This is a genomic window from Pseudomonas putida group bacterium ESBL64 (assembly GCF_045277175.1).
In the GTDB taxonomy this organism is placed as follows: domain Bacteria; phylum Pseudomonadota; class Gammaproteobacteria; order Pseudomonadales; family Pseudomonadaceae; genus Aquipseudomonas; species Aquipseudomonas alloputida.
Genome location: NZ_CP145799.1, coordinates 1767163 through 1785140, shown reverse-complemented (window position 1 = coordinate 1785140; position 17978 = coordinate 1767163). Strand labels below are relative to the sequence as shown.

The 17978-nt window shown below is 55.8% G+C and carries 23 protein-coding genes; 9 read left to right on the top strand and 14 right to left on the bottom strand.

The annotated features are described in order from the left end of the window. The first annotated feature begins 443 nt into the window (after positions 1–443). Entirely contained in the window at positions 444–1016 is a 573-nt protein-coding gene (locus V6093_RS08285; protein ID WP_406669763.1) for a hypothetical protein, read from the top strand. 78 nt (positions 1017–1094) lie between these two features. On the opposite strand, the gene V6093_RS08280 is transcribed toward V6093_RS08285, so the two are convergent. Together V6093_RS08280 and V6093_RS08275 are read right to left on the bottom strand one after the other, a co-directional pair. Next, positions 1095–1370 carry a hypothetical protein gene (locus V6093_RS08280; RefSeq protein ID WP_406669762.1) on the bottom strand — a complete coding sequence of 92 codons (276 nt, stop codon included), beginning with the start codon at positions 1368–1370 and terminating at the stop codon, positions 1095–1097. 6 nt (positions 1371–1376) lie between these two features. After that, entirely contained in the window at positions 1377–1742 is a 366-nt protein-coding gene (locus V6093_RS08275) for an XRE family transcriptional regulator (protein ID WP_406669761.1), read from the bottom strand. Positions 1743–2021: 279 nt separating this feature from the next. Here V6093_RS08275 and V6093_RS08270 point away from each other — a divergent pair, with 279 nt between their 5' ends. Next, positions 2022–3575: a TIR domain-containing protein gene (locus V6093_RS08270; RefSeq protein ID WP_406669760.1), complete on the top strand. Its 1554-nt coding sequence runs from the start codon at positions 2022–2024 to the stop codon at positions 3573–3575. A gap of 530 nt (positions 3576–4105) precedes the next feature. On the opposite strand, the gene V6093_RS08265 is transcribed toward V6093_RS08270, so the two are convergent. Both V6093_RS08265 and V6093_RS08260 read right to left on the bottom strand, forming a co-directional pair. After that, positions 4106–5812, bottom strand: a complete 1707-nt coding sequence (locus tag V6093_RS08265; RefSeq protein ID WP_406669759.1) for an ATP-binding protein — start codon at positions 5810–5812, stop codon at positions 4106–4108. Positions 5813–5815: 3 nt separating this feature from the next. Beyond that, positions 5816–7054 (bottom strand): SIR2 family protein, encoded by a 1239-nt coding sequence (locus tag V6093_RS08260; RefSeq protein WP_406669758.1) that lies wholly within the window; start codon positions 7052–7054, stop codon positions 5816–5818. A gap of 888 nt (positions 7055–7942) precedes the next feature. Between V6093_RS08260 and V6093_RS08255 the strand changes: the two genes are divergently transcribed. Next, a complete protein-coding gene (locus tag V6093_RS08255; protein WP_265977951.1) occupies positions 7943–8920 on the top strand; it encodes a site-specific integrase in 978 nt (325 codons plus the stop codon). Here V6093_RS08255 and V6093_RS08250 read toward each other — a convergent pair. The 4 genes from V6093_RS08250 to V6093_RS08235 are packed head-to-tail and all read right to left on the bottom strand — an operon-like array spanning position 8917 to position 10035. After that, complete coding sequence (locus V6093_RS08250) at positions 8917–9162, bottom strand: AlpA family transcriptional regulator (protein WP_265959245.1); 246 nt, start codon at positions 9160–9162, stop codon at positions 8917–8919. The genes V6093_RS08255 and V6093_RS08250 overlap by 4 nt on opposite strands. A gap of 28 nt (positions 9163–9190) precedes the next feature. Continuing rightward, positions 9191–9433 carry a hypothetical protein gene (locus V6093_RS08245; RefSeq protein ID WP_265977950.1) on the bottom strand — a complete coding sequence of 81 codons (243 nt, stop codon included), beginning with the start codon at positions 9431–9433 and terminating at the stop codon, positions 9191–9193. A gap of 9 nt (positions 9434–9442) precedes the next feature. Beyond that, on the bottom strand, positions 9443–9619 hold the full coding sequence (locus tag V6093_RS08240; protein WP_020190135.1) for a hypothetical protein: 177 nt from the start codon (positions 9617–9619) through the stop codon (positions 9443–9445). A 38-nt stretch (positions 9620–9657) separates the two neighbouring features. Then, a complete protein-coding gene (locus V6093_RS08235) occupies positions 9658–10035 on the bottom strand; it encodes a hypothetical protein (RefSeq protein ID WP_265977949.1) in 378 nt (125 codons plus the stop codon). Positions 10036–10108: 73 nt separating this feature from the next. On the opposite strand from V6093_RS08235, the gene V6093_RS08230 reads away from it, so the two are divergent. Further along, positions 10109–10294, top strand: coding sequence for a hypothetical protein (locus V6093_RS08230; RefSeq protein WP_265977948.1), 186 nt, complete (start codon positions 10109–10111; stop codon positions 10292–10294). 16 nt (positions 10295–10310) lie between these two features. On the opposite strand, the gene V6093_RS08225 is transcribed toward V6093_RS08230, so the two are convergent. From V6093_RS08225 to V6093_RS08210, 4 genes are read right to left on the bottom strand one after another with little or no spacing between them, the layout of a single operon-like run. Beyond that, positions 10311–10502, bottom strand: coding sequence for a hypothetical protein (locus V6093_RS08225; RefSeq protein WP_265977947.1), 192 nt, complete (start codon positions 10500–10502; stop codon positions 10311–10313). A 46-nt stretch (positions 10503–10548) separates the two neighbouring features. After that, the gene (locus tag V6093_RS08220) at positions 10549–11094 is read right to left on the bottom strand and encodes a hypothetical protein (protein WP_265977946.1); all 546 of its coding nucleotides are present in this window, start codon (positions 11092–11094) and stop codon (positions 10549–10551) included. Beyond that, on the bottom strand, positions 11091–11342 hold the full coding sequence (locus tag V6093_RS08215) for a hypothetical protein (RefSeq protein WP_265977945.1): 252 nt from the start codon (positions 11340–11342) through the stop codon (positions 11091–11093). Before V6093_RS08215 ends, V6093_RS08220 begins: the two co-directional genes overlap by 4 nt. Further along, positions 11339–11848, bottom strand: coding sequence for a hypothetical protein (locus V6093_RS08210; protein WP_265977944.1), 510 nt, complete (start codon positions 11846–11848; stop codon positions 11339–11341). Before V6093_RS08210 ends, V6093_RS08215 begins: the two co-directional genes overlap by 4 nt. Before the next feature lie 230 nt (positions 11849–12078). Here V6093_RS08210 and V6093_RS08205 point away from each other — a divergent pair, with 230 nt between their 5' ends. Further along, positions 12079–13128, top strand: coding sequence for a GTP pyrophosphokinase family protein (locus V6093_RS08205; RefSeq protein ID WP_265977943.1), 1050 nt, complete (start codon positions 12079–12081; stop codon positions 13126–13128). A 30-nt stretch (positions 13129–13158) separates the two neighbouring features. Here the strand turns inward: V6093_RS08205 and V6093_RS08200 are convergent, their stop codons facing one another. Next, on the bottom strand, positions 13159–15090 hold the full coding sequence (locus V6093_RS08200) for a DNA cytosine methyltransferase (RefSeq protein ID WP_406669757.1): 1932 nt from the start codon (positions 15088–15090) through the stop codon (positions 13159–13161). Between the two features lie 81 nt (positions 15091–15171). Here V6093_RS08200 and V6093_RS08195 point away from each other — a divergent pair, with 81 nt between their 5' ends. The 4 genes from V6093_RS08195 (at position 15172) to V6093_RS08180 (ending at position 17065) form a co-directional block, all read left to right on the top strand. Then, positions 15172–15720, top strand: coding sequence for a hypothetical protein (locus tag V6093_RS08195; protein WP_014756151.1), 549 nt, complete (start codon positions 15172–15174; stop codon positions 15718–15720). A gap of 126 nt (positions 15721–15846) precedes the next feature. Further along, a complete protein-coding gene (locus V6093_RS08190; protein ID WP_265977941.1) occupies positions 15847–16026 on the top strand; it encodes a hypothetical protein in 180 nt (59 codons plus the stop codon). 264 nt (positions 16027–16290) lie between these two features. Next, the gene (locus tag V6093_RS08185) at positions 16291–16482 is read left to right on the top strand and encodes a hypothetical protein (RefSeq protein ID WP_265977940.1); all 192 of its coding nucleotides are present in this window, start codon (positions 16291–16293) and stop codon (positions 16480–16482) included. A gap of 175 nt (positions 16483–16657) precedes the next feature. Next, positions 16658–17065 (top strand): hypothetical protein, encoded by a 408-nt coding sequence (locus V6093_RS08180; RefSeq protein ID WP_265977939.1) that lies wholly within the window; start codon positions 16658–16660, stop codon positions 17063–17065. Between the two features lie 55 nt (positions 17066–17120). Here the strand turns inward: V6093_RS08180 and V6093_RS08175 are convergent, their stop codons facing one another. Next, complete coding sequence (locus V6093_RS08175) at positions 17121–17882, bottom strand: hypothetical protein (protein ID WP_265977938.1); 762 nt, start codon at positions 17880–17882, stop codon at positions 17121–17123. Between the last annotated feature and the right edge of the window lie 96 nt (positions 17883–17978).

Here is a 17978-nt window from a genome sequence, read left to right as displayed (position 1 = left end):
CCACGGTGCAAGGCCATTTCGTACCACGGCGAAATCGCTATTTGTGCCACAGTGCAAGGCGATGCAGTACCACTGTGGCGGCGCTATGTATGCCATAGCGCTAATCAAATTCGTACCTCGTAAGACAATGATTTACGCAAATGCGTTTTTTCTCAGGTCGCCGCCCACCCTGTCGATTAGTGGGTGATTTCTCGTCTCTGCGATCGGTGGGGCCAAGGCTGGTTACCGTTCATCGGATCTAGCTTCAGCGGGCTGTTGGCGTGGCTCGGGTTCGTTCGTTTCTGTCTATGTGGAGTGGCTAGCGCGCTCGCTGTTGAGTAGAGCAAGCACCCCTGGCAGCCAGCTTTATAGCTTTTAGGCTTTTTGTATGTGGATGCATCTTGTACGATGCGTCCCCCGGGGTTCAGTTAGCCACGGTGCAATGGATAAGGATGATAGGGATTATGGAATACAAGCAGAAATCCGTACTTGCAGGGCTGGCACTTGCTTCGATTGTAGGCTTGGTTGGATGTAGCAAGCCCGATTACAAGGTGGTCGGCAATAATGGAAATGAAGTAGCCGAGCACGCAGCTAAGCGAAGTGATGCTATTGCGTTCTTGCTAAAGACTAGCGTGTATGTTGGTGAGGTGCGCGCAATGACGGTTCTGCCGGTTGGTGCAGATCTGTCAGCACAGGCCAAAAAAATGATGGATCTGAAAGCTGAGGCGGATATGTTGGGTACTGTCGTATCCCCGTACTCCCATTGTCGCGGTGTGGGTTACAAGGCAAGTGACTACTGGTCCGTTGTGGCTGGAAATATTCGAACTGAAACACCTGGCAACGCTTTGGCGGCATATGTGGAGGAGGCGCAGCAATGCCAAAATCAGGTTGATAACGTGCCTGCGGCGGTAACTTATATTGAGATCGCTGTAGGTAAGAAACCGCCTGTTGAGGGCTGTCTGCAAGTGGTTTCTCTGGGGGGGGATGAAAAGGTACAAGAGTGGAGCTGTCCGTCTGCACTGCTATCCAAGTCTTGATCGTTGGATCGTAGAAATCAGCCTTCAGTGAGTGGACGAGCTGGTGTTAGCTTGATGGTCCGCTTCGGCTAGGTGCGGTTACGGTTGTGTATCGCAAGCCAGCTCGGCCAATCGCTGACCTGTGACATTGTCGACCAGTATCTCGATGCGCTCGATGTCCGAGCGCGCAAGTACCTTTCCCATGTTTAGCCCAAGGCAGACGCCCTGTGCAGTAGCCTGTGCAATCAGGCAATTCACAGGGCTGTTTGCCACTTCGATCGACGCAAGAATTGCGCGAAGCCGCCTTTGGATATCCAGTGGTAGCACCAGGCCGGCTGTCAGTTCTCCACTTGGAATCGTGTAGCGTTGGTGCATGGTTAACTACTCAAGCAAATGGTAGTCACGATGGCTGCGAGGGTCTTTCGTTGATCCGCGACAGTTGTCACCCTTAAGTGGTGGGTGTCCGGGGAAAAACACTATGCCTTCAGCCTCAAACGCAAATGCCAGAGCTTGCATGCTCACCGCTTTGAGCTTGTCACCCCCTTCCAGCCTCTGGATCGCTTGGGAGGAGACGCCGGATGCTGAGCTGAGGGCGTCTATGCTCCAGCCCATCAGATGGCGCGCAGGACAGCAATGAGCGTCTTTAAAGCCGATTGGTAGATGTTCCTCAAGCCACGTAACGATTTCGATTTGTTCCTCGTCCAGGTAGAGGCGAAGGGGCTGACTATTAGAGAGGGGATAGGTCATGGCCACGTCACCATATACTGTTCATTCATACAGTATAATCCAAGCGGTTACGTTGGCCAAGGGGGCTGGGGGGAGGCCAAATTTAGGGGCACCACAGGTCGCAACAGACTGTGATGAGCCATTGCCTACTCGGGGGCAAGCAAGCAAGGCAGGCAGGCGGGCGAGCTAGCCAGTGTGCTATGTGCACACTCCGCGATACTGGTTCACGGTAACGCCATTTTTCATCTATCCGAGCGCCCACCTGTTGGTTACACTTGATTTTTTTCTTGGTTGATGATGATGACCACTGCAGCCTCTGATACTGACAACGTAGAGCAGCCTACCCAGCTTCAGCATGTCTTCAAAAAAAGTGGTGTGCCTACCCATACATTTGTCGAGCCGAGTGAGTTCAATAGAGTGGTGGTGGCTCTACGGACACCTGGTCGAGGTATGATTGTAGAGGGGCCTTCTGGTATTGGTAAGACCTCCTCAATACTTCGCGCGATTGAGCGAGTTTCGGGTGCGCCCTGTAAGTTTTTATCTGGACGCAAAACCGCTGATATCAAAGAGATTGAGGCTATTCCAGATAAAGATGGTCTTGGGCTCATTATAATCGATGATTTTCACCGCCTTGATGAGAGAATTCGTCAGAAGCTAGGGGATAAAATCAAGCTTCTCTCTGATGAAGAGGATGAGTCAACGAAACTTGTTCTGATTGGTATTAATCGGGCTGGTCAGTCTCTAATCGATTATGCGCCTGACCTTTTGCATCGTGTTGAGATGATTCGGTTTGGTCGTACTAACATCGAAAGAATTCAGGAGCTCATTCAGAGGGGGGAGGTTGCCTTAAATTGTTCGATCTCTGCTGCAGAGGCTATTGCCGAGGAAGCAGAGGGCAGCTTTGCTATGGCACAAGTGCTTTGCCATGAAGCATGCTTGCAGGCTGGTGTCCTTGAAAAAGGGGCGGATAATAAGAAGGTAGAGGCGAGCTTGCCAGCAGTAAGGGAAGCTGTAATCCGTGATCTAGCTCCGGCGTTTTACCCTGTGGCTAGAGATTTCGCCACAGGCAATAAGCTTCGGCGTGAAGGGCGTGCTCCATACTTACACCTCTTAAAATGGCTCTCGGTGACCTCCGAAGGTGATCTGGATACGCGTGAAGCTATTAGGGCAAACCCTACATTGAAGGCCAGTGTTTCTCAGGTCATTGAAAAAGAACATTTATCGACTCTTTTGCAGTCTAATGCTCGAGTGTCTGCGATTATTCACTTTGACCATGTAAGCCAGCTGTTGACGGTCGAGGATCCCAAGTTTCTCTACTTTATCCGCCACTTGGTGTGGTCAAAATTTGCGAGACAGGTTGGGTACGACAATATAGAATTTAAAGGCAAGTATGACTTTGCGCTTTCGTTCGCGGGCGAAGACCGCGATCTAGCTCGTAAGATTTATGAGAGCCTCCAGCAGCGTGAGTTGACGGTGTTCTATGATGAAAATGAATCTCATAGAATTCTTGGCAATGATGTTGAAGAGTACTTGGCGCCTATCTACAGAAGCGAGGCTGACTATGTGTTGCCTCTGCTAAGTGGTAGTTATCCTCGTAAAATCTGGACGAAATTTGAATCTCAGCAGTTTAAAGATAGGTTTGGTGAAAGTTCCGTTATTCCCATCATGGTCAATGATTTTTGTCCGTCCTTGTTCGATATTGCGGCAAGTGTTGGGTTTGTGAGTATTAAAGAAAAGCAGCTTGATGACGATTTGAATCGCGTCGTTGATATGCTTTGCAAGAAGATTATTGAGGAGCGCGAGAGTAAGCTCGAAGTTAATGAAGAAGCGATGGATGCCCAGGGGCAATCTTAAAATGAGTTCTAGGATTTTAGGGCAAATTTAGGGCAAAACCCGGGCCGTCTTAGGCCTAAGCAGGCTGTCCGCTGGCTTCAGATTTGCCAGTTTTACGGGCCTACAGCGGCCTACTCAGAACTCTGGGCGGGTTCAAATCCCTATCCATGGCTGCCAATGTGCCTATAGTAGTAGCGGAGGCAATAGACGATGAGAAGGCATAGAGTCCATGATCATGCCGGGCGATCCGTTGATACTTGAGGCTGCGGAGGCGGTAAGTCGGTACCATGTGGCTCAAGCAGCAGTCCGGCCCAGCAAGTGGAGCGTTGTCGCCTTTTGGGTAGGTAGAGGGCAGTCGCGATCGGCAGCTATCGACCCGAAGCTGCCCTTCACGAAGGGCAGAAATCGGCCAAAAGCGGACGTTTACTTAGGCCCGATTTTGAGTTACTGAGGCATCTACGAAGCCTGGGACGATTCAGGTTGGCGCTCCGCCACCCAAAACTCCAGCGCTTCCTAGCCGATGGCGGGGAGTCCTACAGTGCCTGGCTGGATTACCACAGCTCTTGGAAGCTGGGCCCATCGGACATTGGTGGTTGAGAGGGTCGGCCAATTTGAATGGTCACCGGAATCGGAAAATCTACTCCCACCATTGCAACTTCACCCTGCTTTAGGTTTGGCAGGAATGCAGCCGCTGAACGATCGATTTCCCCACATGCACGCTCGACAACTTCTCTATCTCTATCATTGGTCAATCGATGCACTAGAAGAGTGCCCATCTGGCTCAGTACACCTTCGGTAATGTCCCTAGGTCGTTGAGTTGCGAGGCAGATGTTCAATCCGTACTTACGGCCCTCTTTGGCAATCAGCTCAAATGCATCGAGATTCTGAAGGTCGTCCTCGTTACCGAGGGTCTTGCCGAGGAAGTTATGAGCTTCATCGAGAATCACTACCAATGGGCTCCGGCGGAAAGCTTCACATCTGGCACGCTGCAGGAGCAGCCGTCCTATTGCATTAGCAATTACTTCCCGTGCATTAAATTCATAACCGATGGAGCTCAGGCAAATCCTGAACAGACGTTTATCACCCTCCAAGAAAGCATCAAGGCTATCAACAAGATTCGGTAGGTCGGCTGCAGGGCTGAAAACGCAGCTGAGTGAGCGGGAGCTCATCACACTCATAATCCGGGTCATGAGCGAAGAACAGTACGAAAGCTCATTGCTCGCGCCTCCCCAGCGATCCATTTTATCTGCGCCGGCATCCGGATAGCAGCATTCTTGGACAACCTGCTGAACGAGGTGCCTAGGCTCGAATGGTTGGCTGGGGTTACCAACCAAGCCAGCGTTGTTGTCGCGTCTCATCGCTTCTCGGTAGGTGGTTTTAGATTGGCTGACCTTGCGCACAATTCCCCTAGGGAACAGATCTGGTGCGAGTGCCGCTAGCCGTAAGCTTTTAATCGCTTCCCTAAGCTTTGGTCCTTGGGTCTTTCCTGAAGGCTGGAACAAGGCAATAAAGTCGGTTTCCGCAAAGCTTGTGGGAGGAATGGCGACTTCGATCGACTCTGCGCTTCGGTGTATAGGTTCACCCAGGTGGCAATGAACGGTGTCGGCCCCGTTCAGCGATCGATACTCTCCAGTAGCATCGATCAATACGAGCTTGCATGAGAATTTTCGGCATTCTTGGATCAACTTGGATGTTGTCCAGCTCTTGCCGCCACCAGTCGAGCCCAAAACTGCGCAGTGTCGGCCGAATAGCTTCTCTGGGGTGACCGCGATCGGGAACCCGTTATCACCCGCAACATGTCCTAGATCCAGAGTGACGCGTGGCACTTCTGCGTCTACCCCTGCAGAAGTCAACACCGGGATTTGGGATATGAACTCACCTGGAGCGGAGTAGACTCGATCACCTAGCCGAGGATAAGAGCTGACTCCGGCTGTGATCTTAAGGGTGTGAGGGTTTACCGAGCCCAATAGGCGAATGAACCCAATAGCGTCGATATGACGAATCCCTGCAAAATCTTGAGAGATTTCAGTTCGATCGCGGTCGGGAAGATTGACCTCCGTGATACGCCCCAGAAGTACTGTCTGCTGGCCCTCGATCAAGACAAGTTCGCCGACTTCACCCTTGCCATAGCGATTTTTTCCTAGATAGTGCCCGCTTACCTCGCCCGCATGGGCAAGGTTTGTTTTGATGAGTTGAGCGCTGACACTAGATACCACCCCTATTTTCAGGGTGCTGGCCAATATTCCGTCCAGTGCCATCGATTATGCCCCTCCCTTTACACGTCTCACGGCGTTTGCTAGCTGCTCTGCAGGCGAAGCTGTACGCAGATGTGGGATGTGGCTAACCATGTCACCGAATGAGCCGCTGACGAAATGGATATCGAAGCCTTCCATCGCAAGGTCATGGAATTTTCCCCAATAGGGGCTTGAACCATGTTGGCCGCGATTGTGTAGGTGAGTGATGCCCTGGAAATCACAGAGGATGAGTTTGAGGCTTGGGTTGGACTGAATCGCAGAGTAGATGGGCTCGGAGAGGTGATCATCGTTGAAGCCGAAACCCGCAATAATTAAGCAGCTATTGGGCTGTCGCAAAAATTCCAAAAACCTTGATAGGAGCTCAAGGTGTGGCTGTAGGAATGCTTGCTGATATTTTCCCTTTGCCGGATAGATCAAACAGGCATTCTCTGGGGCGGGAGCAGCATGCTCGTAAATCTCTGTACCTTCACGACTCCAGCTTACGGAGCCATGAAGCTTCAGGAGGTGGTAAATACCCTCTGTAAATTCGTGGCTGTCCGCCTCCCGTCGCACGATGTCATAGGTGAAGTGCTTTCCATCGAATCTGCGCTTTCGGGTGTACGAGAAGCCATCAATGGTAACCATCCCTAGATCGGACGCAGCGGTTTCAAAGCACATGTCGTAGTTCGTAGTGAAAACCCTTAGTCGAGGATCTCTCACCCTGCGCCTCGCCAACTTCTGCAACAGATTCCTGTACGCTGAGATGTCGGAATTATCACTATTCATGAACTCCGAGCAGGCGTGAAGAATCACGGCTTTCACATCGTTAACAAATGCGTTGACCCCCGCGTCGCTGTTGAACGCCAAGTAGGCATCGCACTGGGACAAAAAGTGCTCGATGTTTGGGTTGTCTCTCTCAAGATAACGGACGGTATCTGCGACTTGTGCAGCGCGTTCGGAGAGCCTGTTTTGCTCCTCTGGGCACATCGCTCGTTGCCATAGCTCCCACATGCTCGGGCCGCCGACGGCGCCAAGCGAAGTACCGCTTCCCGCAAAGAACCCTAGGTTCGGGATTTGAAGTGCGGACGCAAACATGGCCGAAAGGGCGGCTTTATTGGCGCGCACTTGTTCATCATCTGCTTCGTCTGTGGACTTCAGTGCCGTGAAGGCCTCCTCAGTCAACGGCAGCCACTCGGCGGCACCTGGCGAGAGGTAAGCCTGTTGCCCCTTAAGTTTGTCGTTGAGTGGGACTACTTCGTCTGTCATGACACGATCCTTTGTCTATGGCTAACCGCAACTATCCGAGTCGAGCGATAAGCCGAAGGGGCTGAAGATGGGGACACTGTATTGGAAGAGTTGATGGGTGTCATAGTGCCATGATGCAATCACTCGCGGAAGCTGCGTTGCATGGCATGCACCGAGCGCTGAGGTGGCGGAATTGGGGAGGCAGACAGGTGCGCTCTCTATGGTCTCTAGCTTCGTCACAGTGCCCATCAGCATACTCCCGCCGGTAGCTCTTCTTCCCTGCAGGAGTCAGGTAATACAGCCCGCTGCGCAGGCCCGTGCAGAAAGTGCCAGTACCGCACAGACGGTCGCCGGTGTCGACCAGCATTTGCTGTAAGTGGCTTCGGGTGATAGCCAAAGCTCGTGGAACCGAATTGCCGAAGCTGCATTAGGTGACCCGCAGGGATGGCTGCTCCTTGAGGGCTGGGGAAGTACGCTGGTTCTGTCGCTTTTCGGCTGCGCGGGGAGGCAGGTTAGTGCTCAGCCAAGCAGTAGGCAGGCTATTCGGCAGGGCGCCAGTGGGGGGGGCGTTTATTACGGTGAAAGCTACAATACTTGGTGAAAAATCAGTTCCGCAACTGTCTAGAGGTCCCTTGATTTCAAGGGGCGGCAGAGCTACTTGAAATGATTTTTTTGCGGAACTAAAGTAGATCTAACATATTGAAAATAAAGAAAATATCTCTCGGATTGCAAATCCGTCTACGCCGGTTCGATTCCGACCTCGGCCTCCACCATTCGAAAGCCCCGCAGCCATTGAGGTTGCGGGGCTTTTTTAATGCCTGCGGATTTTTGTCCCGCGACCGATTTGGGACAAATTTGGGACACCGAAGAAAATTGCGTGTCCCAATCGTCCCCGGCAAAATCCGGTGCATGGCAACTTACGAGCAGCGCCCAGGCGGCGCATGGCGGGCAAAGATCCGCCGGAAAGGATACCCATCACTCTCTGCGACCTTCGATACCAAGGCCGAGGCCCAGCGCTGGGCAGCGGAGATCGAGGGTGACATGTCGCGCGCCCGTTTCGTCGACATGCGAGAGGCGGAGCGAACCACCCTGGCTGAAGCCTTGGATCGGTACTCCAGGGAAGTCAGCTCGACCAAGAAGGGCGCGAAGCAGGAGCAGACCCGGATCAACAAGTGGAAGAAGCATCCATTTGCCGGGAAAGGCCTAGCTGCTTTGCGATCAAGTGATTTTGCGTCGTACAGGGATGAAGAGCTCAAGGCGGGCAAGTCCACGGCCACGGTCAGGCTCGACCTGGCAATCATCAGCCACCTGTTCACGGTAGCCATCAAGGACTGGGGTATTGAGGGGCTGAGCAACCCGGTGATGAAACTGCGTATGCCCAAGGGGGCAAAGGAGAGGGACCGCCGGCCGAAGGGCTTCGAACTGGCCGGCGTGATCGAGAAGGCGGGAGCGATTCACGCCGAGATGCCGGCGATCATCCAAATCGCGGTTGAGACGGCGATGCGCCGCAGCGAGCTGCTGGGCCTGCGCCGGGAGAATGTGAAGGCGAAGCATGTGCTGCTCGAGGTCACCAAGAACGGTACCCGGCGCCTGGTCCCACTTTCCACCAAGGCGCGGGCGCTCCTTGACGGGTTGCCGGCGCGTCTGGATGGAAAAGTGTTCTCGCTGGCGCCGCACTCGGTTAGCCAGTACTTCAACCGGGCCTGCAAAGCCGCCAAGGTGGAAGACCTGCACTTCCATGACCTGCGCCACGAAGGTACATCCCGGCTTTTCGAAAAGGGACTGTCGATCATGGAGGTGGCCTCGATCACTGGCCACAAAACCATGAGCATGCTCAAGCGATACACCCACCTTTGCCCGGACGCGCTCGCGGACAAGCTGGGTTAGCGGACACTGGCCAGTGTCGGCGGCGCCTGGCGCTTCCTGCCGGGTTTGGCCGGCGTGTGCAGGCCCTGTTCGAACTCCTGCAGGAACTCGCGCACCGTGCTGACCCTCCAGCAGACACGCGAGCCCTGTTTGAAAAAAGGTGGCAGCCACGCTGCGCCGGCCTGCCGGGCACTGCGTATAGCTGATTCGGACCGACCCAACAGCTTGGCCAGTTCGGGGATGTGGATGATCTCTGGTTCCATTTAGGGCTCCTGCCGTACCCGGCGGTGATCAGTAGGATGCAACGATCTTCTTCCGCTGCTCGTGCAGCGCGTTTTCTTTGGCAAGCTGCGCGTCGCGGTCAGCCAGCCATTTCCTCGCTTTGTCCTGCGCAGCCTTGGCGCTGGTGAACAGCTTCGGCTTCGGGTGCTTCACGCCCTGGCTGTCCAAGCAGAACAGCCCGTTGCGCACGATGGTGACCTCCCGTACGGCGAAATCCTCGCCCAGGGTGTAGGCCTTGAATGAAGTGGTCATTGGTAATCCTCAGGCCGTGAAGTGGTGCCCGACCTTCGCCGCCCGGGCGGCTTCCTCGGTGCGGAACATGAGCTGGGTTTTGCTGGTGCTGCCCCAGCTGTCGTATTCAACGTCGACCCACCAGTGGCCGAACTTGCGGTACGGCTCGCCGAGGATCTTCGTTACGTAGCAGTCGATCAGGTTCATGGAAGGTCTCCACGCCGCCGATGGCGGCTGGTTGGTGGTCAGGTCGTGGCCTGGGTGATGGTCTGCTCGAAGCGCGAGGCCAGCTGGGCGTTTACTTCGGCCTTGGCCAGGCTGTCGGCTTTGCCCTTGGCCCGGTGCAGGGTTTCGTACTTGCGCAGCTGGGCAGCGGCTTCGATCAGGTCCCTCAGCAGCAGGGGCGCCGCGGCGATCAGCTTGGCGTTGGCCCGGCGCAGATCCCGGCTGAGTTCAGCAGGTCCGATCTCGGTGAAGGTCACGCAGTCGCCGCAATCAGCGATCATCCAGCCGTCAGAGGGAAGCGCCTTCACACCATCACCACTGTCGGCGCCGAGGCCGGTGAAGACATCGGTTTCGTTCAGGACTTCCCATGGGCCGGGCGTGTGTTTGTGATTCGTCATGGCAATAGCTCTCCATGCCCGCGCATGTCGGCGGGCTCGTATGGTTTAATCGGGGATTGATAGGAGGATCGATATGGCCAAGGAGACTAGAAAGCCGTGGGGCTATGCAGCAGTCGCCCTGATACCAACTGGCGTCGGGTTCGCTTTCAGTGGGCTGATGACAGGTCAGCCTGCCTTCATCTACAGCGGCCTTGGCATGGCCATACCAGGTGTATTGCTGGCCGTGACGCACTTCTGGTCGGCACGCCGGCGGGCTTGAGTTGTACGGGAAGGGGTTAGGCTTCAGGCTCGAAGCAGCGTTTGTAGCGGGACCGGTATTCCTGGCGGTCAAGGTTGGCGTGCAGTTCTTGCTCGCGGCCGGCGGCCCACATCTGGTTATGGCGTTTGTTGCAGGTGAATCCGGTGTCCGATTCGTGCTCGCCGTCTACCCACTCCAGCCATTTGCAGGTGTTGCAGTTCTTGCTCATCGCGGCGCCTTCCATACCAGGTAGGCCATGTAGATCAGGGGCAGGATCATGGCGCCACCTGCTTGCGGTAGCCAGCGTCGTAGATCTTGGCCGCAGCTGCAGCTACTTCTGGGTCGTCTACGTCAAAAGCCCCGTCCGCGCAGATGTGCTGAACGACAGTGGCAATGGATTCACGCCGCTCCGCCTCCGCGATCTGCTCAGGCGTGCGGATGGGGCTGAAGAAGGCCATGCGCAGGCAAGTCTCGGAGTCCTCTGCGCCCTTGCGACGGAACCATGTTTCATCGCCATCACGGCCCAGGATCGTCACAACTATGACCTGGTCGCTACTGGGGTGCCATTCGCATGTGGTGCCAACCGGCGGACTGCCTTCGCCAGCCCAGTGCGCCGGGCGCGGTGTGATGTACTGGATCTGGCCCTGCGTGAAGTTATGCCGGTGATCGCCGGTGCCGCCGCCGTAGGGATAAGCGCGATCCTCGGCGCCGACCACGGCGTACTGGTCCATGTTGATCCACACCTCGGTGATGCCGTGATGGGCAACCAGGCCGTGCCCATCTGCACACTCAGGCGCCTTGCTCCAATCGATCTTGCTCACAGCTGATACCTCTCATCAATCCAGCGCCCAGGCGCCCGTGCGGGTGTAGGTTCGGGTTGTGTTTCGTGCGGGGAGAGCTGGTGCTGGTTACCGGCCTGCAGCTGGCTGCCGGGGATGCAACTGATGCCGACCCCGTTGAGCAGGTAGCAGGTGACGCCGCGCTGGCTGTCGTGCTGCACGTCGATGACGTTCTCGGTTGCGCTGGCGCCGGTGGCCAGCAGCAGGAGGTAGAGGGCGAGGCGGGTCATTTGCGCAGGCCCTCATCCGGGTCCAGCCCGTAACGCCTGCACAGCGCTTGGGCTACGCCTGAGCCGCAGACAAAGGCGTCCATCATTAGCACCCAGCGCGGGGTCTTTTGCCTGCTGATCCCGCTGACGCACCGGACCGCAGTGCCGATTAGGTCATCTTCCGTGTATTCGCACCCCGCCAGCGTGATGGTGCGGCTCTGGCCCTTGAGCCGTTCAATTTCCGCCTGCAGCTCGGCAACTTGGCCGTGCTCGCATTCGTCGCTTTGGTCGTCGATCAGCTTGAGGCCCACCATTTCGTCGTCGCGCCAACCACCGTAATCGTGGTCGTACCGCTCGCAGCAGAAGCCTTCGTCGCCGTCGCGGGTCGGGATCGTGTAGCTGTCGAAAGGGCCGCCATAGGTCGGAACCATCCCGCCATCGGGGTGCTCGATCCACATGAAGAGCTTGCGGCCTGTTATCCGGCATTCGTCCGGGCACCACCGTGGCGCCGTTTGTGCGCTGGGCATACAGATTCCTTGGCCGCCATATCGCGGCAGTGAATAGAGGGGAGAAGGGCATTTGTTGGTACGGGCGAATGGGATTATGATCCGGGGCTCGCCTGCCAATTTTTCCGGGGGAGTGGGTAGAGAAATGGTTGCGATTCCGGGATTATGAAGTACTGAGTCAATCTGCTCTCGTCAATTAAAATCCAAACCTCGTTGTTGAGATAACTTTATCTAAGGATGCAGGAAGTTAAATGGATCACCACTCAGCTCAAGATTGGTTGCAGTCAGTTTTGCCGCGTTATGGATCTTTGATGGTAATGGTTGAGTCAATAATTTCCAATCTGCTCAGAGAGAAAGGTATAGACTATCTCGCAATTACATCGCGGGTTAAGGCGGAAAGCAGTGTGCTCGAAAAAATCGAGCGAAAGCAATATAAAAACCCTCCAGAGCAACTTACTGATCTCGGGGGTGTAAGGGTCATAGTTTTCTTTGAGTCTGATCTTCAGCGAGTTGCTGAGGTTATCGAGGGCGCATTTGTTATTGATGGTGATAACTCAAGCGATAAAATTCAGCAGATGTCAGTTAATCAGACTGGCTATAGGTCGTTGCATTACGTTTGCGATCTGGGTGACGAAAGGGGGGCGCTCCCCGAGTACAAGGGGTTGGCGGGACTGAAATTTGAGTTTCAGGTGAGGACAGTGTTACAGCACGCATGGGCAGAGCTTGCGCACGACAGGAATTATAAGTTCTCAGGTAAGCTGCCACATGATATTGAAAGGAGGCTTTATCTCTACGCTGGAATGCTAGAGCTTGCAGACAAAGGTCTCGATGAGCTCTCTAGGCAGATGGATACTCATATTGAGAAGGTTCAGAATGACATTAAGTCTGGAAAACTTGATGCGGTTATTGATTCTGTGAGTTTAGTTCAGTTTGTTGGGGAGTGGGCGGAGCGTCATAATGTCTCTCTGAAATTCATGGACTTTAAATCAGGGTTTGAAGATTTAATTAATGAGCTAAACCTATTTGGCGTGACTACTTTGGCGCAGCTCAGAGCGCTCGTTCCTGCTGATTACCATGAGCATATACTTGAAGAGACTACTATATATGGTGTCGTTAGGGATTGGATGTTGATTAAAGATTGGCGGGGCTTTTTCGAGCGAGTTCCTTGTAAGTGGGTGTTCGAGGATGGTGATGATGAGCCGCTTTGGAGGTACCTATCTGCTGATGATCGTCGGGAGTTTTGCCAAACATTTGAAATTATTCCCAAAGATCCCGAGTATTCCTTAGAAGGCGAATTATGATTTATTTTGTTCATTGACTCTGAATGTTCGTCACGCAGCATCAGAAATTCTTAAGCTTTTCCATGGGTCATTTGCCGTCGCTAAGGCGGCCATCGGCGGCGGGCTGACGCTATTGCCGCACATGTGCACCTGTTCGGTCTTGGTGAACGGCTTGCCGTCGGCGCCCTTGTCGATGATGTAGCTCGCCGGGAAGCCCTGGGCGCGGTACAGCTCGTGCGGCTGCAGCATGCGCAGGCAAATGTCGACGATCACGTAGGGTGTTCCCTTCACGAAGACTGTCACCAGGCCAAGGCGGTCCTTGGTGGTAACCGTCGGCGCTGGCGCGTCTGCTGCGCTGGTGTTCTCGGTGCCGTAGTAGCTGATCAGGAATGCCGCGACGCGCAGCGCGCCTTCTTCGTGCTCGGGTGACAGCTTGTACTCGACCAGGGCGTGATGCTCAGCGCCCGCGGTCATGGTCGGCACCGGCTCATCAACGGCCCGGCCCACGCAGTTGCGCCGCAGCGTGACCAAGCTGGCTGTCACAAGGCGCTGCTGGCTGCCGGTGTTGGTGACGGTGCTCATGGGGGCATCCATGCTGCGGGCTGGCGTGGTGTTGAATCCGCCATTGGCCTGCTCGATGAATGCGGTGACCAGGGCCCGGTGGTTTTGCGTCATCAGAGTGCCCATGGGTTGGTCGGCTGGCGCAGGCTTTCCGGCGTACACCGGCCCACCTGCCCCGATCATCACTGGGCTGGCCATCATCAACTCCCCGCGGTTTGCGGCGGTAACCGTGGGCAGCGGTTCACCGGGGTCGTTCACCCGGACAGTGCCTTGATGGGTTGCTGGCAGAATCACCGCGCTCGACAGCGCATGCTTCACGCCGCCGGCTACGACTGTGCCCAAGGGCTGATCCAAGCCTGGAACCCGCGGCTGCTGGCCGGCGCGTTCGCCGTATCCGGTTTGCACCAGGGTAGGACTGGCCACGGCGAATGATCCTCCGCGTGGCCACGAGGTGACCGTGCGCAGAGGTTCGTTGGTAGACTGGGCCAGCTCTCCAGACCAGTTCGCGATCGGCACGATGAAGGGCTGGGGGTTGTCCAGCACGAACTTTTTCATGCCCTTGGCGACCCGGCGCAACGTTGCGTCGGCCAGCGGCTTCTTCCGGCCGAAGATGCTCTTGCTCTGCACGGTCCAGTCAATGCAGTCGGCGGCGGTGCGCCATTTCTGCTGGCCCTTGGCTGGGTTCTTGGCGTGTGTAGGCTCCGGCCACACGATGGGCTGCCCGTCGCAGCGAGCGATCATGAATAACCGCTCGCGGCTGGTTGGCGCGCCGAAGTCGCAGGCCTTGATGACGCGCCATTCCACCTGGTAGCCCATACCTTCGAGCAAGTGCACGAACCGGCGCCAGGTGATGCCGCGACGTTTCGGGTTGGGCACCAAGAACTGCTGCTGCACCGGCACGCGCTCGCCGATGGCAGCCACGGTCCCGTCCAGCTTCATCACCCGCCCGGTAGCCTTGTCGCGCTTGGCGATCAGCGGACCCCACTGCAGGATCTGCTTCACGTTCTCCAGGCTGATGACCCGCGGCCGCTTCTTGCCGGCCCACTTCAGTCCAATCCAAGACAGGTTGCGGATCTCGCGCTTTCGCGGCTGGCCGCCGGCGGCCTGGCTGTGGTGGGTGCAGTCTGGGCTCATGTGGAACCAGCCAACTGGTCGGCCCTGGCATTCCTCATCCGGGTCACCCTCGAAAACGTCGGTGGTGAAGTGGCGCGCTGCAGGGTGGTTGGCGGTGTGCATGCTGATGGCCGCCGGGCTGTGGTTCTTTGCCACCGTCACCGGCCGGCCCAGGCCCATCTCCAGCCCGGTACCGGCGCCGCCGCCACCGCAGAAGAAGTCCACCACGATCTCATCGTCTTGCGGATCGAAGCCAAGGCCGTACTGGGTTTTGAAGTCGAGCGGGTTCTTTTTCTGAAATGCAGACATGGGCGGTCCTCGCCAGGGTGGCGTGATTTGGTGAAGTCGGGTATTAGTGCGCGGCGTAGTGCTGAGCTAAAGAGGCGATGAATGAGCTGTGAAGGGGTTTTGTTTTGGATTGAGCATCATCCGGGTCTTGCATCTTGGGTGCAGGCGGTTGGATCTATTGGTGCGATTGTTGGAGCTTTTGCAATCAGCAGTGGGCAAAACAGGCGTCAGGGTAGGCTTGCAAAACGAACTGCTATAGATCGTTTCGACGCCTACTGTGCTGTCATAAAAAATGCGGTTGAAAGCGCAGAGTCGGTTTCCGGCTTGGCACGCGATAAGGCTGCTTATTTCGAGTTTCGCTCGGTTTGGGAAAAGTATTTGGGTGAATCGTTTAAGACCTCTTTGGAGGCAGCCAAAGCGATATTGGTGCACGATCTCGCCGACTATAAACTTGTTGTCTACTACAGCGGTTTGATGGGATCAATTTATAAAATGCACTATGAAGTTGAGAAATACATGGCCGCGACCCCGAGTCCGGACGCGACATCCAAGGCTTACGATGATTTGAAGCAACTGTCATCGCTCATCAATTTCGACTGGATTCAATTCCAAGAGCGCGCTGAGCTGAAGCGGATCCGGATGAAAAGGTAGCGTTCCCATTGCAGGCGCCGCCCTCGCCGGGGAGGCGTTATCGTTGAATAGGGGAAGACGCCGCGTGGCGCTCGTGATTCTGGTTGACTATCACTTCATGGGTTACTCGACCTTGTGGCGGTCGCCATGACACTGAAAAGCGATACAGAAGCTCTTGCCTCGATCGAGGAAGAAGCCCAAGCAATGCTGAAAAAGATCGGTCTGCCGGATGACCCGGTGAAGAAGGAGGTAGTCATCTGCCTGCGCCAGATCATCGCGATTGCGCGCTACCGAAAAGGCCTGGGCGCCAACCCTATCGTTGACTAGGGGAAGGCGCTGCTGGGCAGCACCACGTAGTGAGTGAACTTTTGCGAAAGTTGATGGCTCTGAGCCATTCCCGCACTGCACAGGGCAATGCGGCCTCTCAGAGATCCAGTCATGTTTTCGGAAGACTTCTACGGCGTGTTCCTGGTTGCCGAATCGGTATTGGCATTCACCGTGCTGGCAGTTGCATACCATTGGAACCGAGGCGCTTAAGCCCCTGGAGTTATCCAAGATGAGGGCGCCCCTCTTTCGGGTGATGGCATTTTGATGTCGCATCGCACCGTCATTGCGTTGCAGTCGACTGCCCAGATCGAGCAGGGCGATGTCATGTGCTGGCGTGATCGATCCTCTACGGGATCATGTAATTACTGGAACGCGACCAAAGGCTGGAATGCTGAGGTGAGCGTGCAGGCTCAGGATGTCGCGATTGATCTGCTAGGACAGCATCTCAACTGGTGACCCTGCCGCGTGCTGGAGTGTTCCAATCGTGCCACCTCCGGGGAAGCGTTATCTTTGAATAGGGGAAGGCGCTGGCGGGCAGCGCCGAGTGATATGCTTCGCCGCTCACCAAACAAGGATGGTGGTAATGGGGTTGCGAGATCGAGGAAGATCGCCAAGATCAGGAGCTGCCGCGATGAAGACCCGAACGGCATCATTCATAGGGCTAGCGATTTGGATAGCGTTTCTTTGGCTGGGAAAGCCATCTGCATCGTTGATCAGCTATTCTGTGCCGTTTGGGATTGCTCTGATCGCCACAGGCCCCCTCGAACTGATCCCAGATCGTTGGCACAGGCTTAATTTCCTCGTCAATGCCCTGGCGACTGGATTCTTCTTTGTCAGCATCATGTTTGCGATAGTGGCAATCTCTTTCGCCCTGTCATTGAGCACAAGCGAGCGTTCGATTTTCTGCCTTGCTGGATGGGCAACGCTGTTGATTGTTTACAATTTCGCAATCCCTCGGCTGAAGCGGTCGCCTTTTCACCGACTCAGCGAGGATAGAGGTATGTACAGCCCTCCAACGGATGACGATAAACGGAACTGAGATTAGATAGGCCAATGCCGGAGCAGATTAGTCGCTGGCGGGCAGCGCCGGAGGGTCAGGCGGCTTTCGCTTCGGCCTGCTGAGCGACGATCGCTTTGGCGGCGTGGTTGATCAGGTACAGCCGATTGATCAGGCTGTCCCGAGGCTTGTCGATGGTGATCTCCCAGTAGTCGCAGCCCAGGCCAAGCACTTCGTGGTGCTCGCTCATGAGCATGCTGGCCTGTTCGACGCATTCGACGTGATGGGCTTCGTACAGGCGATCATTCAGGGAATCCCAGAATTCGCGCCCGTCTTTACCGTGTTCGATTGCTGCGAGCCGATCCTTGACCAGGCTGCGCAACTCATCCCACCGGCCTGCTTCACCGACACCGCCGTCATTCCGCATCCACTCGGGCAGGGCGGCGTACAGCTCGTCGTCATGGGTGTTCTCGCAGATCTGGCTGCACACGCCAGTTACAAGTGCCTCCCGGAAGGCTCCCTCATCGAACTCGCGCTCGCGGCAGTGCTCTTCGAGCTTCGAATGGATGTAGTAGCCGATATCGTCCCCGGCCAGGAATTCGATGCCGTAAGAGAGGCCTACGTTGAAGGTCAGGCCGTCGATGTCGCCGACAGTGGCGATGCCGAAGCGGGTGATCAGAATGTCGAATGCATAGCTGGTGGTTCGCGGTGCCTTGCAGCGCCATGCCTTCAGCTGGTCGGTGTCAGCCAGGACGGTGTATTCGTGGTCCTTCAAACACTCGGCGGCCCGCTCGCGGCGTTTGGCCTTTTCGGCTTTCCGCTGAGCGATCCATTCTTGGTGGCGTTGTTCGTCGTTCATGGCTTTCTCCATGCATGCGCCGCCCTCCGTGGCCGGATGCGGCATGGCAATTTCGTAGGGTTTGGGGTATTACGGATCACCGGCAATGGAGCCGAT